Here is a 20,200-nt window from a genome sequence, read left to right as displayed (position 1 = left end):
CTCTCCTAGCGGCCCAGCAGGGTCTGCACCGCCTGCTGGACCCGATGGGTGATGGCGGTCAGGACGGTCGTCTCCACATACAACTCTCCGGTGGCGAGCTCACCGAGGGCGTACAGGCCGGACACCGGCAACCCCGCCCGGTCGAGCACGGTGCCGGTGTCCCCGTCGAGCCGTAGCCCGCCCAACGGGTGTGCGCTGGCCAGTCCGTTGGCCAGCAACGAGTCGACCAGCTCGACGGCCTGCCCGGGCACCGGGACCGGGGTGGGCCGGACGGTGTTGACGACATGGGACACCGCCACCACCCCGGCGGGCAGCTCGACCGAGAAACCCCGCTCGTGGGCGCGGACCCTGCGGATCCCGGCGGCGAGCCGCAGCGTCCCGGCGTCGATCAGGGACACCAGCCGGGCCGCCGTCACCGCAGGCATCGGCGCGCAGAGGGTGGACAGCCGGCCATGCCAGTGTCGCAGCACCAGTTCCTTGGTGTGGTCGTCGAACAGCCGCCAGGCGTGCAGCAACACCCCGGCGACGGCGATGAACACCGGCAATGCCGGTGCGTGGTGGACGACCTGGCTCAGCTGCCGTCGCAGCCGGGCCGCCGGATCCTCTCCCGGCTGGAACTCGCGCCAGAGCTCGGCCACGGCGATCCCCTGCGCCGCGAACTCCCGGCGGATCAGCTGATGGACGTCCACCAGCGAGAGTCCGCCCCGCGCCGTGGCGAGCTCCTTGACCACCGCCGGATCGACGTAGCGCAGCACGGGTACGGCGGCGGTGTCACGCACTCCCGGCAGGTAGCCGCTGCGCGACACCATCCACAGCACACCGCGGTGGCCGTTGGCGGCCAGTTCGACAACGGCGTCGACCGCGGACAGGCCGGTCCCCAGCACCGCGACCGCACTGTCCGCCCTGATCCCGGCCAGTCGGGTCAGCGGGTACGGATCCGGCAGGTAACCCGCCGTCCCGGCCAGGGAGTAGGCGTCGGTCGGCTCAGCGGTGCCGACGCACAGGAACACGGCGTCGGCGTGGAACACGTCTGCATCGGCGGTGCGTACCCGGAATTCGCCGGCCGATCGATCGATCGCGACCACCCGGGAAGCCACCGTTCGTGCCCGCAGTCGCTCGGCCGCCGCCGCGAACGCCTCGGTGAGATAGCGCCCGTACAGCTCACGCGGGACGAACTCCGGGTGGTCGGTGCCGAGCCGGCCACCCGCCAACCAGTGCTGGAAGTGTCGAGCGTCGTCGGGACGCAGCGACATCCTGGTCGCGGGCAGGTTCACCAACGCCGTCCCGCCGCAGGGCCGGTAGGCCCGGCCAGGACCAAACCGTCCGGTGTGGTCGAACACGGTCACCTCGGTCCCGGCCGTCGGTGCGACGGACCGGGCAAGGGTGTCCAGCACGCTCGTCCCGGCCGCGCCCGCCCCCACCACCGCGATCCGGTCACCGGCCATGGAACTGCTTCAGGTACTCGTACGTCGTGGGCAGTGACGCCACCAGTTCCGTCTGCTGCTTGCGCATGTCGGCGAGCAGTGGCCGGGCGGCCGCGACCGAACCCGGCCGGTACGCCAACGACGGCAGCGGCCGGTCCGGCAGGACGCCGAGCCCGGCGAGCACGCAGTAGTAGTTGTTGTTGGTCCAGAAGTTGCGGAACTCCGCTTCGAAGTTGGTGTAGTAGCTGTCCTCGTCGGTCACCGGCATGTTGACCACCATGCCGGCCCGGTACATCTCGATCTTCTCCTTGATCGCGTCGGCCAGGTGAAGATCCTTGTTCGCCTTCCAGAACGGGGTGTCGGTGCGCGGGGAGAAGTAGAAGTGTGCCTGGATGAAGTCTCGGCAGTCGTCGAACATCCGCTCGATTTCCTTGTTGAACTGCTCGATCAGCACCGGATCGAACCGACGGTCCGGAAAGTTCTTGGCCAGCTGGAAGATCGCGCCGGTGATGAAGTAGATTCCGGTCGACTCAAGGGGTTCCAGAAAGCAGGACGACAGGCCGATGCTGACCACGTTCTTGACCCAGGTACGCCGGTTGCGGCCGACGCGGAACCGGATCCGGTTGAAGTCGGTGTTCGTCGGGTCCAGTCCCCACAACGCGCTGAACTCGTTCACCGCCTCGTCCTCACCGGCGAATCGGCTGGAATAGACATAGCCAGTGCCGAATCGGCCGAGCATCGGGATCTTCCACGTCCACCCGGACGACATGGCGATCGCCGAGGTGAACGGCTCCACACCGTGTACCGCGTCGTCATGCGGCACAGCGGTGGCGACCGCGCTGTCGTTGAGTAGATGATCACTCATGTCGATGAACGGCTCCGCCAGTGCCTGGTTGATCAGCAGGCCCCGAAAGCCCGAGCAGTCGACGAACAGGTCGCCCTCGATCGTCAGGCCGCCGCTGGTCCGCAGCGCGGTGACGAACCCCCGCTCGTCCTGGACGACGTCGGTCATCTGGTCGCTGATGTACTGTACGCCCTGCTTCTGTACGGAGAACCGGCGCAGGTAGTCCGCGACGAGGTTCGCGTCGAAGTGCCAGGCGTAACGGGTCGCGCGCCGGCCGTCGAGCCAGCGTGGCGACTTCAACGCGTCCATCGCCGGCGGCTCACGGAAGCAGGCGTACGTGAAGTCCAGATCGGTGCGGCCGTGGTAGTAGTCGTTGAACCAGTAGTGCGACAACGGGACCTGGTCGTGGTTCGGCAGCACCCCGAACGCATGGTAGAAGTAGTCCTGCTTGCCGTTCACCAGTCGGCGTGGGGTCGGCTCCCCGATGCCTGGGCTGCGCCAGTTCACGAACTTGATCGCTGATTTGAAGCTGGCGTTGCACTCCCGCATCCACTTTTCCTCGGGTACGCCGAGGAAGTCGAAGAACGCGGTCTGCAGGTTCGGGATGGTCGCCTCGCCGACGCCGATCCGGGGTACCGCGGGTGCCTCCAGGACCGTGATCGACGTCGTTCCCTGCAGCGCCTTGCCGAGGTACGCGGCGGTCATCCAACCTGCGGTGCCCCCGCCGAGAATGACCACCTTGTTGATCCTGTTGCCGGTGTCGTCCGCAGCGCTGTGCGCGTGGTTGTCATGGATGTGCACGGTGTTCGTCCTCGGGTTCGGCGGCGGGCAGCCGGATCGGCAGACTGGTGAGCGCGGGAAGGTTGACGTTGTCGTTGAGCGGTGCCGGTTCGGCGGTCACGGCGACGGGGTGGACCTCGGCGAGCCGGTCGAACATCACCGTCGCCTCCAGTTCGGCCATGGCGGCACCGGCGCACCGGTGTCGGCCGTAGCCGAAGGCCAGGTGCCGCAGCGGTTCGGTGGAACTCAGCGACCAGTTCGCGGCGGCGAGCACGACGACGACGGCGTCGCCGGGCTCGATCAGGCAACCGCCGAGTTCCACCTGGGCGGTGGCGATCCGGCCGACGAATCGCGACGGGGTCACGTGCGCGAGCGCGGCGGCGACGGACGGGATCGGCGTGCCCGGTCTGCTCAACGCGTCCTGCAGCGTCAGGGTGAGTAGACCCGGCATGGTCTGGTGGGCCGAGGCGATGAGCATGACGAGGTTCGACGCGATGTCCGCGTCGTCGAACCCGCCCGCCGCGTCGGCTGCGGCGACGAACGCCCCGGCGCCGTCGTCACGAGGACGCTCGCGGCGCTCGCGCACCAGCTCCAGGGCGTACTCGTAGAGCACGTGGGCCTTGCGGCGCACCTCCTGCGCCGTGGTCGGGTGCAGCCCGCTGACGATCTCGGTCATCGCGTCGGAGCCGGCGAGCACCATCGGTAGGTCCTTCTCGGGGATGCCGATGAGCTTCGCCGCGACCAGCAACGGGAACCGTTGTGCGACCGCACCGGCGAAGTCCAGCGTGCCCGCTGCCCGCGGCAGCAGTTCGGCGGCGAGTTCGCGCATCCACGGTTCCAGCGCCTTGATCCGCCGCGACGACAGCACGGACTGTACGACCTTCTTCAGTCGCAGGTGTTCGACTCCGTCCTTGAGGAGCAGCATCCGGGCGGCGACGTCGGTGAGGTCCGGCTGCCCGTCGGCCGGCGCGTCATCTTCGGTGTAGGCGGCCCGGTGCGACGAGAACCGGTCGTCGGAGAGCGCCGCCTGCGCCTCGGCCGGGCCGCAGACCAGCCACGCGGCCACGTACGGGTCCCAGTGCACCGGCCGGCTCGCGGCCAGCGCCTCGAACAGCTCGCGGGCCCGGCCGGCAGCGGTGGTCAGCGAGTAGATGCTCAGCGCACGTGGGCAGGCCGCCGCCCGCCGGTCCAGTAGTCTGTCCGATTCCCCATCCAGGATCTCCCGCGAGGTCATTGCATTCCTTTTCGTCCGCCGTGACGGCAACTAGTGGGAAAACAATCGATGACGTTTCTGCCCGGCGCGGTTGCGGGCACCTGGCGATCTCACCAGCATCGTCGCGCGTCGCGCTCGATGCATTTATCTTCCTCAGTGCGTGACGTGGCGGCATCCCCCGTGCGGCGTCATTGTGGATGAGCGTTACGAAACCTGCACGACAGCGATGTACCAGACCGCGATCTGCGTGCGCGAACGCAGATCGAGTTTGCTGCGGATACCGGCCAGGTGGGTCTTCACCGTGCTCGCCGAGACACGGAGCCGCCGCGCGATCTGCGCGTTGGTCAGGCCGGCCGCGACCAGCGCGGCAACCTCCTGCTCCCGACCGGTGAGCTGCGACAGCCGGTGCGTCGGCGGTGCCGTCTCGGCACGCGCGTGCCCGTCGAGTGCGTGCGCCACAAGATGATCGGGCGTCAGGTTGACGCCGTACGTCACCGACGCGACCGCCTTCGCCGCGCCGAGTGCCTTCGCGACCGCGTCCCGCACCGGCTCGACCCGTCGCAGCCAGGCCGGTTCCACGTCGAGGCCGAGCGCCGCACGACCGGCGGCGGCCCCCGCGAACAGAACGGACGCCCGGTAGTCGTCGCCGCGCCGCGCCGCTACCAGCGCCATGGCCTCCAGGCTGTACGCCGCGTAGTACCCGTGCCCCGACGTCGCTTTGAGCGACGACACGAACGCCGACTCCGCCGCTGCCACCTCGCCGTCCATCAGATGCAGCAGTCCGGAGGTGTGCAGCAGGGCACCCCGCATCCGCAGGGAGAGCGCCTCCGTGGCCGTCAACGCCTGTCCGACCAGGACCTTCGCCTCGTCCCGGGCACCGGCCAGCACCAGGGCCCACGCGAGGTTGCGCAGGCACATCGGTCGTTCGTGCGCGACCGCGTGGCGCACACAACCGCGATACGCCTCGATCGCCAGCTCGAACTCGTCCCTGAACAGGTGGATACGGCCGAGGATGTCCAGGGCTCGGGTCATCTGGCTGGGTACCGCACGGTGCGTGGCGATCCGGACGGCGTCGACCGCCAGCCGTAGCGCGCCCGGATAGTCGTGTTGCAGCGTGGTCAACCAGGCCAGGGTGGACAGCGCGTCGCAGTGGTGCGCGGTCGTCCGCCCCGAGTCGAGCTCGATCGCCCGTCGAAGCACCCCGACCCCGTCGGCGTTCTGGTGCAGGTGCCACCACATCCTGGCCAACGCGACCGCGAGGATCGTGTGCCGTTCGTCGGAGCTGCTCGCGGTGTGTTCGACCGCGACGAGCAGGTTGTCACGCTCCCGCAGGATCGCGACGGACGCGGGTCCACCGAAGAACAGGCTACTGGCCGTCGGAGCCGCGATCCTCGCGAGCTGCCCGGCCAGCCGGTCGCGAACCTCCGGCAGTTCGCCTCGGGCGGCCAGCCGGTCGAGACCGAAGTCACGGACGGTGTTGAGCAGTCGGAATCTCAGCTCATCGGGCTCCTCGCCAGCCGATACCCGCTGCACCAGCGATTTCGCTTCCAGCGACAGCAACACCGGCAGGACCGGGGTCGCCGAACCGGCCACCACGGCGGCCATCGCCGGGTCGAAATCGCTTTCCAGCCCGCAGATCCGGCGAAAGACCCGCCGCTCGGCGGCGGTCAGCAGGCGATAGCTCCAGGCGATCGCCGCTCGTAGCTCCCGATGGCGTGCCGGACCGGTGGGTACGTCCCCGGCCAGCAGGCTGAGCTGGTCGGTCAGGCCCGCGAGGACGTCGGCCAGCGGTACGGCACCGACCTGACGGGCGGCCAGTTCGATGGCCAACGGCAACCCGTCCAGCCGGCAACAGATCTCCGCCACCAACGCGGCGTTCTGTTCCGTCACCGTGAACTCCGGATCGCCGGCCCGCGCCCGGTCCACGAACAGGCGGACCGCGTCCGCACCGACGACGGCGGCCTTGCCACGCCCCTGCCCCGGTTTCGGTAGCGACAGGACCCCGAGCCGCAGCGGCACCTCACCGCGAAAGCCGAGCGGTTCCCGGCTCGTGGCCAGTATCCGCAGCCCGGCGCATCGCGCCAGTAGCAGTTCGGTCAGCTCGGCGCACGCGACCGCGAGATGCTCGCAGTTGTCCAGCACCAACAGGCAGCGCCGGACGGACAGCCGGTCGACGATCGCGTCCAGCAGCGGCTGCCGCCTGCCATCCACGCCGAGCGCGGCGCCGACCGCGGCGAGCACCTGCCCCGGCCGCCGCACCGAGTCCAGCAGGACGAAGTGGATCTGCCGGCCACGCAGCGACTTGACGAACTCCTGCGCCATTCGGGTCTTGCCGACACCTGCCGGTCCGATGATGGTGACCAGCTGAGCTGCCGGCATCCGTTGCCGCAACAGGCTCATCTCGCGGCGGCGGCCGACGAACCGGTTGGGGTGGGCCGTCGATCCGGCGGCGGTCCTCGGACCCGGGCGGCTGCGACGTCGGAAGGCCCGCTGACGACAGGCGTTCGAGCAGTATCGGGCCGGTCTGCCGGCGTCGGCGGCGGGCGCCAGCGTGGCACCGCACATCTCGCAGGTCCGTTCCGTCACAACGCAGCTCCTCACGTCGGACTTCCCGCTTGCTGGTGCCGCGACCACCCGCGCCGGAGTTGGCCGATATTCGAACCGTTACCCGGACCACACGACGGTGACAGAACGGGCAGATTACGTAACGCGGAACATACTTGGGCGCACGGTCGAATCGTTCGGCCCTTCGATTGCGGTTGCCGTCCCCGCCGGTCGATTGCGGTTGCCGTCCCCGCCGGTCCCGCACGATCCGTCGGTCACCCGAGGCAAGCTTCGGGTGACTCAGCGCCGCGACACGCCGACACAGCATTTGGTGTTGCCATCTCTCCGTCGCACCCATATATGGTGTTACCCGCAGCTGGTTCGATTGCCGCTCCACGGCAGTCGAGGCAAGAGGGAACCCGGTGCGAGTCCGGGACTGCCCCGCAGCGGTGAGTGGGAACGACCGCCGTCATACAGCACTGGGCCCGGCAGGGCCTGGGAAGCGACGGCCAGTAGGCACGCTACGACGCCCACGAGTCCGAAGACCTGCCAGCGCGCCGTACGCGTCGCGTGCGGTGGTCGGAGGTCGCGCGGGACGGCCGACGCCATCAGCCGGCCGACGCTGGCGGGTCGCCCGCCAGCGCGTGGTCCGGTGGCGTCGCCCTGCGTGCCTGTCCGACCTTGGTGAACAGGCATGAGGAGGGGGACATGACCACGACGCGTGAACAGGTCGCGCCGGCTCAGCCGGTGCCGCAACGGGTAGGACCGCAGCCGGCGTCGGAGCAACGCCGGCAGGTGATGCAGGTTCGCAAGCGTAACGGCGACACCGAACCGGTGGACGTCAACAAGATCGTCAAAGCGGTCGAGCGCTGGGTCGCCGACCTGGCCGAGGTCGATCCGCTGCGGGTGGCGACCAAGACGATCAGCGGCCTGTACGACGGAGCCACCACCGCCGAGTTGGACAAGCTGTCGATCCAGACGGCGGCGGAGCTGATCGGCGAGGAGCCGCAGTACTCGAAGCTGGCGGCCCGGCTGCTGGCCGCGTACGTGGACAAGGAGGTCCGCGGGCAGCAGGTGGCGAGTTTCAGTCAGTCGATCCGGTACGGCCACGAGCTCGGACTGATCGGCGACGACACCGCCGCGTTCGTGGCCCGCAACGCCCGCAAACTCGACGACGCCGTCGACCTCGACGGTGACCGCCGATTCGAGTACTTCGGGCTGCGTACGGTCGCCGACCGGTACCTGCTGCGGCATCCGCGGTCCCGCCTGGTGGTGGAGACGCCACAGTACTGGCTGTTGCGAGTAGCGTGCGGACTGTCGCAGACCCCGGGTGAGGCGATCGCCTTTTACCAGCTGATGTCCAGCCTGGCGTACCTGCCCAGCTCACCGACGCTGTTCAACTCGGGCACCCGGCACACCCAGATGTCCTCCTGCTTCCTGGTCGACTCCCCCCGCGACGAGCTCGACTCCATCTACGAGCGGTACCACCAGGTGGCGAAGCTGTCGAAGTTCTCCGGCGGGATCGGCATCTCCTGGTCCCGGGTGCGCGGTCGAGGTGCGCTGATCCGGGGTACGAACGGCAAGTCCAACGGCATCGTGCCGTTCCTCAAGACGCTCGACGCCGGGGTGGCGGCGGTCAACCAGGGTGGTCGCCGCAAGGGCGCGGCCTGTGTCTACCTGGAGCCGTGGCATCCCGACGTCGAGGAGTTCCTGGAGCTGCGGGACAACACCGGCGAGGACGCCCGGCGCACGCACAACCTGAACCTCGCCAACTGGATCCCGGACGAGTTCATGCGCCGGGTCGAGGCGGACGGCGACTGGTCCCTGGTCGACCCGTCCGACGCGCCCGAGTTGCCCGATCTGTTCGGTGCGGCGTTCGACGAGGCGTACCGGACGGCCGAGAAGAAGGCGATCCGGACGGTCAAGGCCCGGGAACTGTACGGGCGGATGATGCGCACCCTCGCGCAGACCGGCAACGGCTGGATGACGTTCAAGGACGCCTCGAACCGGCTGTCCAACCAGACCGGGGCGCCTGGCAACACGATCCACCTGTCGAACCTGTGTACCGAGATCCTCGAGGTCAACAGCGACACCGAGACCGCCGTGTGCAACCTGGGGTCGATCAACCTCGGTGCGCACGTCACCGTGGCCGGCGTCGACTGGGAGAAGCTGCGCGCGACGGTCCGTACCGCCGTGATGTTCCTCGACCGGGTGATCGACATCAACTACTACCCGGCGCCGCAGGCAGCGGCGTCGAACCCACGCTGGCGACCGGTCGGGCTCGGGCTGATGGGCCTGCAGGACGCGTTCTTCACGCTCCGGCTGCCGTTCGACTCGCCGCAGGCCCAGGAGTTGTCGACCCGGGTCCAGGAGGAGATCTTCCTCACCGCGCTGGAGACCTCCGCCGGGCTGGCCGAGCGGTTCGGCCCCCATCCCGCGTTCGCCGAGACCCGCGCGGCCCGTGGCGAGCTGCACCCGCAGCTGTGGGGCGCCGAGCCGGCCCAGGGTGAGCGGTGGACCGCGCTGCGATCGGCGATCGCCGCCCACGGGCTGCGCAACTCGCTGCTGATCGCGATCGCGCCGACCGCCACCATCGCCTCGATCGCCGGCTGCTACGAGTGCATCGAGCCGCAGGTGTCCAACCTGTTCAAGCGCGAGACCATGTCCGGCGAGTTCCTCCAGATCAACACCTACCTGGTCCGGGAGCTGAAGGCGCACGGGTTGTGGACGGCCTCGATCCGCGAACAGATCAAGCGCGCCGAGGGGTCGGTGCAGGACATCGCGGAGCTGCCCGCCGAGGTACGGGCGCTGTTCCGCACCGCGTGGGAGCTTCCGCAGCGGGCGCTGATCGACCTGGCCGCCGCCCGCGCGCCGTACGTCGACCAGTCCCAGTCATTGAACCTGTTCATCAGCGCCCCGACCATCGGCAAGCTGTCGTCGATGTACCTGTACGCCTGGAAGTCCGGGCTGAAGACCACCTACTACCTGCGGTCGCGCCCGGCGACCCGGATCCAGCAGGCCACCGTCTCCGTCGCGCCGGCGGTCACGCCGATCGTCTCGGTACGTGACGACATCTCGGTACGTGACGAACTCCCGGTACGTGCCGATGAGGCGTTGGCCTGTTCCCTGGAAAACCCCGAAAGTTGTGAGGCCTGCCAGTGACCACCGTTTCCGAAGCCGGCACGACCACCAGCGCCAGCGCGGGTACCCGGCACCTGCTGCTCGACCCCGGCATGGATCTGACCCTGCGACCGATGCGCTACCCGCAGTTCTTCGACCGGTTCCGCGACGCGATCAAGAACACCTGGACCGTCGAGGAGGTGGACCTGCACTCCGACCTGGCCGATCTGGCCAAGCTGACGCCGGCGGAACAGCACCTGGTCTCCCGGCTCGTGGCGTTCTTCGCCACCGGTGACACCATCGTCGCCAACAACCTGGTGCTCAACCTCTACCAGCACGTCAACTCCCCGGAGGGCCGGCTCTACCTGTCCCGGCAACTGTTCGAGGAGGCGGTGCACGTTCAGTTCTACCTGAACCTGCTCGACACCTACGTGCCGGACGAAAAGGAGCGTTTCGCCGCGTTCGCCGCAGTGGAGAACATTCCCTCGATCGCCCGCAAGGCCGAGTTCTGCTTCAAGTGGATCGACTCGATCTTCGAGCTGCGGGAGCTGCGCACCCGCGACGACCGGCGGGCGTTCCTGCTCAACCTGATCTGCTTCGCCGCCTGTATCGAAGGGCTGTTCTTCTACGGCGCGTTCGCGTACGTGTACTTCCTGCGTTCACGAGGGCTGCTGCACGGACTCGCGTCGGGCACCAACTGGGTGTTCCGCGACGAGTCGATGCACATGGCGTTCGCCTTCGACGTGGTCGACACGGTACGCCGCGAAGAACCGGACCTGTTCGACGCCGAGATGGAACGGCAGGTCACGCAGATGCTCGCCGAGGCGGTCGAATGCGAGGTCCAGTTCGCCGCGGATCTGCTCGAGCAGGGCGTCTCCGGGATGTCGCTGGCCGACATGCGGGAGTACCTACAGCACGTCGCGGACCGGCGGCTGGCCGTGCTCGGCATCGAGCCGGTGTACGGGTCAAAGAACCCGTTCGCCTTCATGGAGCTGCAGGACGTGCAGGAGTTGTCGAACTTCTTCGAGCGACGGGTCTCGGCGTACCAGGTCGGGGTGACCGGCTCGGTCAGCTTCGACGACGACTTCTGATCGGCTGTCCCGTACCTCGGACGCCCTCGCCCGAATCCGGGGGTCGGGCCCGTACGATGGCGGGTGGTGCTGGTTCGTCCCGCCCCATCAGGGCAGGGACGTCGTAAGAGGGAACCCGGTGCGAGACCGGGACTGCCCCGCAGCGGTGAGTGGGAACGACCGCCGTCAACGAAGCACTGGACCGCGAGGTCTGGGAAGCGACGGCCAGTAGGCGACCTGTGTCACGCCCACGAGTCCGAAGACCTGCCAGCGCTGCGCACACCGCCCGGCGTGCGCCGCCGGCGGTCTCTCGGGAGGACCAGGGCGGAAGCCAGCGGCATCGCCTGTCTTCCTCCCGCCTTCCCCTGCCCGCCGGGCACTTCGAGGGAAGGACTCTGTGGTGAGTACCGCATTCGGTCAGAGCACCGTGCTCGGGTACCCGCGCATCGGCGCCAACCGCGAGCTGAAGAAGGCCGTCGAGGCCTACTGGGCCGGTACCGTCGACGCCGACACGCTGGAGGCCACGGCCGCCGCGCTGCGCGCCGAGGTCTGGCAGATCCTGCGCAACGCCCGGCTCGACGCCATTCCGTCGAACACGTTCTCCTACTACGACCAGGTCCTTGACACCGCCGTCGCCGTCGGCGCGGTCCCCGACCGGTTCACCCGCCTCGGTCTGTCCGAGCTGGACACGTACTTCGCCATGGCCCGCGGCGTCGACACCGAGCCCGCGTTGGAACTGACGAAGTGGTTCGACACCAACTACCACTACCTGGTACCGGAAATCGTGCCGGGCACCACCTTTTCGGCCAACCCGGCGAAGCCGCTACGTGAGTACGCCGAAGCCCTCGATCTGGGCGTCACCACGCGACCGGTGCTGGTCGGGCCGGCCACCTTCCTGCTGCTGGCCAAGGGCGACGATCCGTTCGCCCGCCTCGACGACCTGGTCGAGACGTACGCCGAGATCCTCGCCGCGCTGGCCGACGCGGGTGTTGCCTGGGTGCAACTGGACGAGCCCGGCTACGTCGCCGACCGCAGCCCGAGCGAGATCGACGCCCTGCGCCGAGCGTACACCCGGCTCGGTGGGGTCTCGAAGCGGCCGCAGATCTTCGTCGCCACCTACTTCGGCGAACTCGGCGACGTCCTGCCCGCCCTGCTGGACACCCCGATCGAGGCGATCGGGCTCGATCTCGTCGCGGGGCCGGGCAACCTCAACCGGCTCGCCGCCGCCGGCCCGCTGCGCGGCAGGACCGTCGTCGCCGGGCTGGTCGACGGACACAACATCTGGCGTACCGATCTGCGCACCGCGGTGGCGACCGGAGCGACCGTCTCCGGGCTGGCCGACCACGTCGCGGTGTCGACGTCCTGCTCGCTGCTGCACGTTCCGGTCGACCTGTCCGTCGAGACCCGACTCGATCCCGAGCTGCATGGGCGGCTCGCGTTCGCCCGGCAGAAGGTGGACGAGGTCGTCCTGCTCGGCCGCGCGCTCCGCGACGGCACCACACAGCTGCCCGCGCCGCTGCCCACCGCGCCGGCGCGGTGGCGACACGACGGCGTACGCGAACGCCTCGCGGCGCTGCGTCCCATCGACCGCCAGCGCGGCGACTACCCGTCGCGGTCGGCCCGGCAGCAGGAGCGGTTAGGGCTGCCGGAGCTGCCGACCACCACGATCGGTTCGTTCCCGCAGACCGTCGAGCTGCGCAAGGCCCGCGCCGCGTACCGGGCCGGCACCCTCGACGAGGCCGGCTACGTCCAACGGATGCGCGACGAGGTCGCGCACGTCATCCGCCTGCAGGAGCAGCTGGGCCTGGACGTGCTCGTGCACGGCGAGCCGGAACGCAACGACATGGTCCAGTACTTCGGCGAGCAACTCGACGGGTTCGCCGCCACCGAGCACGGCTGGGTGCAGTCGTACGGTTCCCGCTGCGTGCGCCCGCCGATCATCTACGGTGACGTGGCCCGCAAGGCACCGATGACGGTCGACTGGTCCACCTACGCCCAGTCGCTGACCAGCAGGCCCGTCAAGGGTATGCTCACCGGCCCGGTCACCATTCTGGCCTGGTCGTTCGTCCGCGTCGACCAGCCTCTCGCGGACACCGCCGACCAGGTCGCGCTCGCCCTTCGCGACGAGTGCCACGACCTGGAAGCCGCCGGAATCACGGTCATCCAGGTCGACGAACCCGCGCTGCGGGAGACCCTACCGCTACGCAAGATCGACCAGAAGGCGTACCTGGACTGGGCCGTGGCAGCGTTCCGCCTGGCCACCAGCGGGGTAGCCGAAGACACGCAGATCCACACCCACCTGTGCTACTCCGAGTTCGCCGAGGTGATCACCGCGATCGACGCCCTCGACGCCGATGTGACCAGCATCGAGGCGTCCCGCTCGAAAATGGAGGTCCTCGACGATCTCGCCGCGATCGGGTACCGCCGTGGGGTCGGCCCCGGGGTGTGGGACATCCATTCGCCACGGGTGCCCCCGCACGACGAGGTGGTCGAGGCGCTGCGCCGCGCCGTCGCGGCGGTCCCGGCCCGACGGTTGTGGGTCAATCCGGACTGCGGTCTCAAGACCCGCGGCTACTCCGAGGTCGAGGCGTCGCTGCGGCACCTCGTCGCGGCCGCAGCCGAGGTACGTGAACGCTGACGATGCCGCGCCGGACGGGCCCCGCTGTGGCCGGGGTCCGTCCGGCGGTCCGCTCAGCCCGCGCGATCGCCGGCGAGCCTGGCGACGGTAGCCACGGCGGAGGCGAGGTTGCGGCAGGCCACCGTCGGCGTCGGCGATGGGCCGCCGTGCGGTGGCCAGCCCTGTCCGCCAGCGATGATCGTCGGCCGCCAGCCCGGCGTGCCGGTGAGCGCCGTGAGCAGGTCGCAGACGCCTGGACTCCAGGCGTGACTCCACACCACGACGGCGGCGGCCAAGGCGTCGAGAGCCACGGTGTCGCGCCGATGGTCGACGGCGACGAGCAGAACCCGCACCGGGGAACCGGCTGGTGGCCGAGGCACCATGGCGAAGGTCTCGGTCAGGCAGCGGGCGAGAACGCGGCGGGCGAGCGTCTTGCGCGGCTCGCTGTACCGGGCACGGCTGATCTGGGTGAAGGCCGGACCGACCAGGGTGTGCCAGGTGTGCAACACCCCATAGGTGCTGACCGACAGGATCAGTGCCTCTCGTACGCTCAACACGTCCAGGCGGCGGGCGGCCCGGGCGAGCCCGCGGGCCACGGTGTGGGTACTGCGGTCGCCACGTGGATGTTCGACCGAGGGGATGGCCGCTTCCCGGCGGGCCCGCTGCGCGGCCTCCGCAGCGGGCAGGCCATGCGCGGTCAACCGGGCCATCAGCGTCAGCACGGCGACGTCGTGTGAGGTGTAGCGGCGGTGCCGGCCGGCCTGATGACCGCTGGGTCCGAGCCCGTACCGCTGGTGCCAGCTCCGCAGTGTCGTCGGTGATATCGTCGTTCACCGTCGGCACGGTGGGAGATCACGGCGTCGGTTGAGGCGGCGTGGTTCGCCGCGTCGCCGGAGAGGGCGAAGAACGCACCGGGCCACTGATCCGTCTATCGGTAGCTCCGGACGACGCGTAGCGGGCCGGCGTCTCGGCGAGAACCTGCTCGATCTCCGCGACCAGCCCGGTCAGCACCCGTGCCTGGTGCGTCAGGCCGCGGAGCCGGGCTCCACGCGCGCCGAGTTGACGTCGAGCGGCGGTGAGGCGCTCGTAGTCGGCCACCGGCACCACCTGGTCAGCCGTGGACTCCGGATTCCGGTCGGTCGGTGACGGGTTCACCTCAGTCCCTTCCGCGAGCGGTGGCGACTCGGCAGAAGGCGCGAGTGATCGGGCGCGGCCGCGTACATGGTGGCACCGCCGATCGCCAACCCGCCCCTCCCTCTCACGCCGCCATGCCTGAATGCCACGGCGGACCGGCTGCGGAGCCAGGATAGCGCCCGTCGACCGGGACCTGTTTCCGGCCTGTTGCCGTCGACAGGCGCCGCCACGCGAATCGGGCAGGGGCCGGATGATCGGCTATCGCCGGTCCACGGCGTAGGGAATGACCGTACGCCGGTTCTCATCGATGACCAATCGGCCGGCTGCGGGGGGCCGGGCACGTTGGGCGCAGTCACGACGCTCGCAGATTCGGCAGCCCAGGCCGATCGGGGTAGCCGTACGCGGGTCGTCCACGGCGATGCTGTCGCTGTAGACCAGGCGATGGGAGTGCCGCAGTTCGCAGCCGAGGGCGACCGCGAAGACGCTGCGTGGGCTGTGGTGACCCCGACCACCGTGAACGACGGTGCGGGCGAGCCAGAAGTATCTCTTGCCGTCGGGCATCTCGGCTACCTGGGTGAGGATCCGCCCGGGACACGTGAACGCCTCGTAGATGATCCACAGTGGGCAGGTGCCACCAAGACGGGAGAAGTGGAAATCGGTCGCGGACTGACGCTTGGAGATGTTGCCGGCGCGGTCGACACGCAGAAAGGACAACGGCACGCCCCGGCGAGTCGGGCGTTGCAGGGTGCTGAGCCGATGGCAGGCGGTCTCGAAGCTGACCCCGTAGTGTCCGGCGAGCAACTCGACGTCGTAACGGAGGTCCTCCGCCGATTGGTGGAAATCGCCGTACGGCATGAGCAGTGCACCGGCGTAGTAGTTGCCGAGTCCGATGCGGGCCAGGGCGGTGGCCGGGCCGTGGCCGACACCGGCCGCCAGTTCGGTGATCAGGTCGCTGTGCGCAAGAAACGCCAGTTGGGTGGCGAGTTGGAAGGCCCGTTGCCCATCGGTGTAGTTGGCGGCCAGATGAAGTACGCGGGTTTCCGGATCGAATCGCCGCATCTCGGCCGCAGCGACCGGGGCGGAGATCGCTACCCGGACGCCGTACTGGTCGAACAGGTGAAGACTGAGAATCTCGGTCGCCCGCCTGGGTGACAGCCGGAGCCGACCGGCGAGCTGTTCGGCAGCGGTGTCCAGCTGATCGAAGTAGTTGTAGTGCTCGTAAAAGAAGTCACGTACGACGTCGTGCGGTTCGCCGAGGCCGGGCGGGACGTCGGTGGGTCCGGCGAGGGCGGCGACCCGGGCGGCGGCGTCCTGGTAGCGCTGATGCAGGGCGACCAGGGCTCGCGCGACCAGGGGGTGGTCACGGACGAGTTCGGCAGCCTCCACCGGGTCGACGGTCACGGCGCTGGCCTCATCGGCCAGCGCCGTGCGCACGTCGGCGCCGAGCCGTTCGGCGTCGGTGTCGGCGAAGTACTCGGGATCGACGCCGAGAACTTCCGCCAAGCGCAGCAGGACGGCGGCGGTCAGCGTGCGCTGACTGTTCTCGATCTGGTTCAGGTAACTGGTGGAGATGTCGAGGCGGCGGGCGAGTTCGGCCTGGGTCAGACCGTGCTCGCGACGGAGCCGGCGCAGCTTGGCATGCGCGTACAGCTTTCTTCCGACGGCCATCGTCACCTCCGCACCCGAGCCGCGTTGCGAACATAACACTTACAAGGTTTGCAAGAATTGCAGGTTTGCCGGTGGCGCAGTGAGAAGTACACAACTTCCAGATCTTTACGCAGGCCGTCCCGGCGCGTGAGCCTGGCAGGGTGACGGCGAAGCTTGAGGAGTCCCGTTGATCGATCATCTCGTCCGTGTCTCGCCCAGCGCGCAGCGGCTGCCCCGCGACCGGCAGTTGGCCTGGCGGCTGGCCGAACTGGCCACCGTCGGCGCGCCGCTGGACGCCGAGGCGGTGGACATGGCTGTCAACCGGGTCATCGACAACGCGGCGGTGGCGGTCGCATCGGTGTCACGACGCCCGGTGGCGGTGGCCCGGGCGCAGGCTCGCCCACACGGCGCCGTGCCCGGCGCGTCGGTCTTCGGCACCGATCCCGCGCTACGGGTGTCCCCGGAATGGGCCGCCTGGGCGAACGGCACGGCAGTACGTGAGTTGGACTTCCACGACACCTACCTGGCCGCGGACTACTCCCATCCGGGCGACAACATTCCACCGCTGCTCGCTGTCGCCCAGCACACCGGTGCCACCGGCGCGGACCTGCTGCGCGGCGTGCTGGTCGCCTACGAGGTACAGGTGGCTCTGGTGACCGGAATATGCCTGCACAAGCACAAGATCGACCATGTGGCGCACCTGAGCGCGGCCACGGCCAGCGGACTGGGCGCCCTGCTGGGACTGCCGACCGAGGTGGTTTACCAGGCGATCGGCCAGGCCGTGCACACCACCACGGCGACCCGACAGTCCCGCAAGGGCGACATCTCCTCGTGGAAGGCGTTCGCGCCGGCGTTCGCGGGCAAGGCAGCGATCGAGGCCGTCGACCGGGCGATGCGAGGCGAGGCCGCACCGGCCCCGATCTACGAGGGCGAGGACGGCTTCATCGCCTGGCTGCTGGACGGGCCCGAGGCCACGTACACGGTACCGCTGCCGGCAGCTGGCGAGCCGTTACGCGCCATCCTGCGCACCTACACCAAGGAACACTCCGCCGAGTACCAGGCGCAGGCGCTGATCGACCTCGCCCGCGCGATGCGCGACAAGCTTCCCGGAATCGACACCTCCGCCGGCGTCGACCGCGTCGAGTCAGTGGTGCTGCACACCAGCCACCACACCCACTTCGTCATCGGCTCGGGCGCGAACGACCCGCAGAAGTACGACCCGACCGCGAGCCGGGAGACGCTGGATCACTCGATCCCCTACATCCTGGCAGTGGCGTTGCAGGACGGCGCCTGGCACCATGTCGACTCGTACCGCCCGCAACGGGCCGGCCGGTCAGACACCATCGCGCTGTGGCGCAAGATCACCACGGTGGAGGACCCGGAGTGGACCCGCCGCTACCACAGCCCGGATCCGACGGACAAGGCATTCGGTGGACGCCTGGTGATCACCCTCACCGACGGCACCGTGATCGAGGACTCCCTCGGCCTGGCCGACGCCCACCCCGAGGGCGCCCGTCCGTTCGATCGCGCGGCGTACGCCCGCAAGTTCGGCACCCTCGCAGACGGGGTGGTCTCCCCCGCCGCGCAACGGGAGTTCCTGGACGCCGTGGTCCGGCTCGCCGAGCTCCCCCCGCAGGACCTGTCGGCGCTGTTTCCGACGGTTGATCACGAGGTGATCGCCCACGACGACGCTGCGCTGCCGAAAGGGATCTTCTGTTGACCTATCTCTACTCCCGCACCAGCGCCGCGGACAAACGCTCCGCCCTGCGTGCCGGGCTCGCCACCGGCGGGTTGCTTCGGCTGCCCGGCGCGTTCAACCCGCTGACCGCCCGCCTGGTGCAGCAGACCGGGTTCGAGGGGGTGTACGTCTCCGGTGGCGCGTTGTCGGCCGCGGCCGGACTGCCCGATATCGGACTGACCACGCTGACCGAGGTCGCCGGCTGGGCCGCCGACATCGCCGCCAGCACTGACCTGCCGGCGCTGGTCGATGCCGACACCGGCTTCGGTGAACCGCTCAACGCCGCTCGCACCGTGCAGCGGCTCGAGGACGCCGGAGTGGCCGGCTGTCACCTGGAGGACCAGGTCAACCCGAAACGGTGCGGGCACCTGGACGGCAAGACCCTCGTTTCGGCCGAGGACATGGTGCATCGGCTCCGTGCCGCCGTCGCCGCTCGCCGCGATCCGAACTTCTTGGTCATGGCACGAACCGACGCCCGAGGCGTGGACGGGCTCGACGCGGCCGTCGAACGTGCCAAGGCGTACGTCGACGCCGGAGCCGACGCGATCTTCCCCGAGGCGCTCGCCGACGAGGCGGAGTTCGCCATCTTCCGGGCCGCCGTCGATGTACCTCTCCTGGCGAACATGACCGAGTTCGGCAAAGGTCCGGCGCTGCCCGCCGACCGGCTGCGTGACCTCGGCTACAACCTGGTCGTATATCCGGTCACGACGCTGCGTCTGGCGATGGGCGCGGTCGAGGCTGGCCTGCGTCGGCTCGCCGCCGACGGCAGCGCCGCCGGCCTGCTCGAAACGATGATGACCCGCTCCCGACTCTACGAGGTCATCGACTACGACGGATACAGCCGCCTTGACGCGGACATCGCCGACTTCGCTCTGCCGCCCGACGCATGACCGGCACCCGGGCGCGCCCGTGACACCCGCCCGCAGAAACTTCGAGGTGAGACACCGTGAGCATTGACATTCACCGCGGCCTGGCCGGGGTTCTGGTCGACACCACCGCCATCTCCACTGTGATCAACGAGACCAATTCACTGACCTACGGCGGCTACGCGGTCCAGGACCTGGCCGCCACCCGGTCCTGGGAGGAGGTCGCCTATCTGCTCTGGCACGGCGAGCTGCCCGATCCCGCCGAACTCGCCGGTTTCCGGGCAGCCGAATCGGCCCGGCGAGAACTGGACCGTGCCGGGCAGGAACTGCTACGCAGGCTCCCCGATACCTGCCACCCGATGGACGTCCTTCGGACCGCCGTCTCCTACCTGGGTTCGCAGGATCCGGCCGAGGACCGCGCGGACCCGGTGGCCAACTACACCAAGGCGTTGTCGCTGTTCGCCAAGCTGCCCACCATCGTCGCCCTCGACCTGCGGCGACGTCGCGGCCAGGAGCCGATCCAGCCCGACCCCGCCCTCGGCTACGCGGAGAACTTCTTCCACCTGTGCTTCGGCGGGGTGCCGTCGGCTGACGTGGTCCGTACCTTCGAGACCACGATGATCCTCTACGCCGAGCACAGCTTCAACGCCTCCACCTTCGCCGCCCGGGTGATCACCTCGACGCTGTCCGATTTGTACAGTGCCGTCACCGGCGCGATCGGTGCGCTGAAGGGACCGCTGCACGGCGGAGCGAACGAGGCGGTCATGCACATGCTCGTCGCCATCGGTGACCCCGAGCGCGTGGATAGCTGGCTGGACGAGGCCCTCGCCGCGAAACGGAAGATCATGGGATTCGGGCACCGCGTCTACAAGAACGGCGACTCCCGGGTACCGATCATGCAAGCCGCGTTGGACAACCTGATCGCGACGCGGGCCGACGACCGCGCCCGTCGGCTCGCCGAGGTGTACCACCGGCTGCAGGCCGCGATGCTCGACCGCAAGGGAATCCACCCCAACCTCGACTACCCTTCCGCGCTGACCTACCACCTGATGGGCTTCGACACCTCCGTCTTCACCCCGATCTTCGTCATGAGCCGGATCACCGGCTGGACGGCACACATCGCCGAGCAGCTCGACACCAACGTACTGATCCGCCCGCTGGGCGCGTACACCGGCCCGCAGCAGCGTCCCGTGCCGGCCTGAC

Annotated in this window: 13 protein-coding genes and 2 riboswitches; of the genes, 6 read left to right on the top strand and 7 right to left on the bottom strand. The window is 69.2% G+C overall.

Annotated elements, in window-relative coordinates:
- Positions 1-5: 5 nt before the first annotated feature.
- The 4 genes from ACN27F_RS33485 to ACN27F_RS33470 form a co-directional block, all read right to left on the bottom strand.
- Entirely contained in the window at positions 6-1,445 is a 1,440-nt protein-coding gene (locus tag ACN27F_RS33485; RefSeq protein WP_421439619.1) for an FAD/NAD(P)-binding protein, read from the bottom strand.
- Entirely contained in the window at positions 1,435-3,069 is a 1,635-nt protein-coding gene (locus ACN27F_RS33480) for a tryptophan halogenase family protein (protein ID WP_421439617.1), read from the bottom strand. The genes ACN27F_RS33485 and ACN27F_RS33480 overlap by 11 nt, the downstream gene beginning before the upstream one ends.
- A complete protein-coding gene (locus ACN27F_RS33475) occupies positions 3,056-4,282 on the bottom strand; it encodes a hypothetical protein (RefSeq protein ID WP_421439615.1) in 1,227 nt (408 codons plus the stop codon). Before ACN27F_RS33475 ends, ACN27F_RS33480 begins: the two co-directional genes overlap by 14 nt.
- 183 nt (positions 4,283-4,465) lie before the next feature.
- Complete coding sequence (locus tag ACN27F_RS33470; protein WP_421439613.1) at positions 4,466-6,847, bottom strand: ATP-binding protein; 2,382 nt, start codon at positions 6,845-6,847, stop codon at positions 4,466-4,468.
- 318 nt (positions 6,848-7,165) lie between these two features.
- Positions 7,166-7,373, top strand: a riboswitch (cobalamin riboswitch).
- Positions 7,374-7,513: 140 nt separating this feature from the next.
- On the opposite strand from ACN27F_RS33470, the gene ACN27F_RS33465 reads away from it, so the two are divergent.
- From ACN27F_RS33465 to metE, 3 genes are all read left to right on the top strand, one after another.
- Positions 7,514-9,967 carry a ribonucleoside-diphosphate reductase subunit alpha gene (locus tag ACN27F_RS33465; RefSeq protein WP_421439612.1) on the top strand — a complete coding sequence of 818 codons (2,454 nt, stop codon included), beginning with the start codon at positions 7,514-7,516 and terminating at the stop codon, positions 9,965-9,967.
- A gap of 71 nt (positions 9,968-10,038) precedes the next feature.
- Positions 10,039-11,016 carry a ribonucleotide-diphosphate reductase subunit beta gene (locus ACN27F_RS33460; RefSeq protein WP_421440598.1) on the top strand — a complete coding sequence of 326 codons (978 nt, stop codon included), beginning with the start codon at positions 10,039-10,041 and terminating at the stop codon, positions 11,014-11,016.
- Between the two features lie 53 nt (positions 11,017-11,069).
- Positions 11,070-11,281, top strand: a riboswitch (cobalamin riboswitch).
- Positions 11,282-11,395: 114 nt separating this feature from the next.
- The gene (metE, locus tag ACN27F_RS33455) at positions 11,396-13,633 is read left to right on the top strand and encodes a 5-methyltetrahydropteroyltriglutamate--homocysteine S-methyltransferase (protein ID WP_421439610.1); all 2,238 of its coding nucleotides are present in this window, start codon (positions 11,396-11,398) and stop codon (positions 13,631-13,633) included.
- 53 nt (positions 13,634-13,686) lie between these two features.
- Here metE and ACN27F_RS33450 read toward each other — a convergent pair whose 3' ends face one another.
- The 3 genes from ACN27F_RS33450 to ACN27F_RS33440 form a co-directional block, all read right to left on the bottom strand.
- Positions 13,687-14,436: a MerR family transcriptional regulator gene (locus ACN27F_RS33450; RefSeq protein WP_421440596.1), complete on the bottom strand. Its 750-nt coding sequence runs from the start codon at positions 14,434-14,436 to the stop codon at positions 13,687-13,689.
- 28 nt (positions 14,437-14,464) lie between these two features.
- A complete protein-coding gene (locus ACN27F_RS33445; protein WP_421439608.1) occupies positions 14,465-14,767 on the bottom strand; it encodes a hypothetical protein in 303 nt (100 codons plus the stop codon).
- Between the two features lie 237 nt (positions 14,768-15,004).
- Entirely contained in the window at positions 15,005-16,414 is a 1,410-nt protein-coding gene (locus ACN27F_RS33440; protein ID WP_421439606.1) for a short-chain fatty acyl-CoA regulator family protein, read from the bottom strand.
- Positions 16,415-16,580: 166 nt separating this feature from the next.
- On the opposite strand from ACN27F_RS33440, the gene ACN27F_RS33435 reads away from it, so the two are divergent.
- From ACN27F_RS33435 to ACN27F_RS33425, 3 genes are read left to right on the top strand one after another with little or no spacing between them, the layout of a single operon-like run.
- The gene (locus ACN27F_RS33435; protein WP_421439604.1) at positions 16,581-18,113 is read left to right on the top strand and encodes an MmgE/PrpD family protein; all 1,533 of its coding nucleotides are present in this window, start codon (positions 16,581-16,583) and stop codon (positions 18,111-18,113) included.
- Positions 18,110-19,021 (top strand): methylisocitrate lyase, encoded by a 912-nt coding sequence (gene prpB, locus ACN27F_RS33430; protein ID WP_421439602.1) that lies wholly within the window; start codon positions 18,110-18,112, stop codon positions 19,019-19,021. Before ACN27F_RS33435 ends, prpB begins: the two co-directional genes overlap by 4 nt.
- 56 nt (positions 19,022-19,077) lie before the next feature.
- Positions 19,078-20,199, top strand: a complete 1,122-nt coding sequence (locus tag ACN27F_RS33425; RefSeq protein WP_421439600.1) for a bifunctional 2-methylcitrate synthase/citrate synthase — start codon at positions 19,078-19,080, stop codon at positions 20,197-20,199.
- The last annotated feature ends 1 nt before the right edge of the window (position 20,200 follow it).

This window comes from Solwaraspora sp. WMMB335 (genome assembly GCF_049179075.1).
In the GTDB taxonomy this organism is placed as follows: domain Bacteria; phylum Actinomycetota; class Actinomycetes; order Mycobacteriales; family Micromonosporaceae; genus Micromonospora_E.
This window is presented reverse-complemented; position numbering and strand designations above follow the sequence as displayed.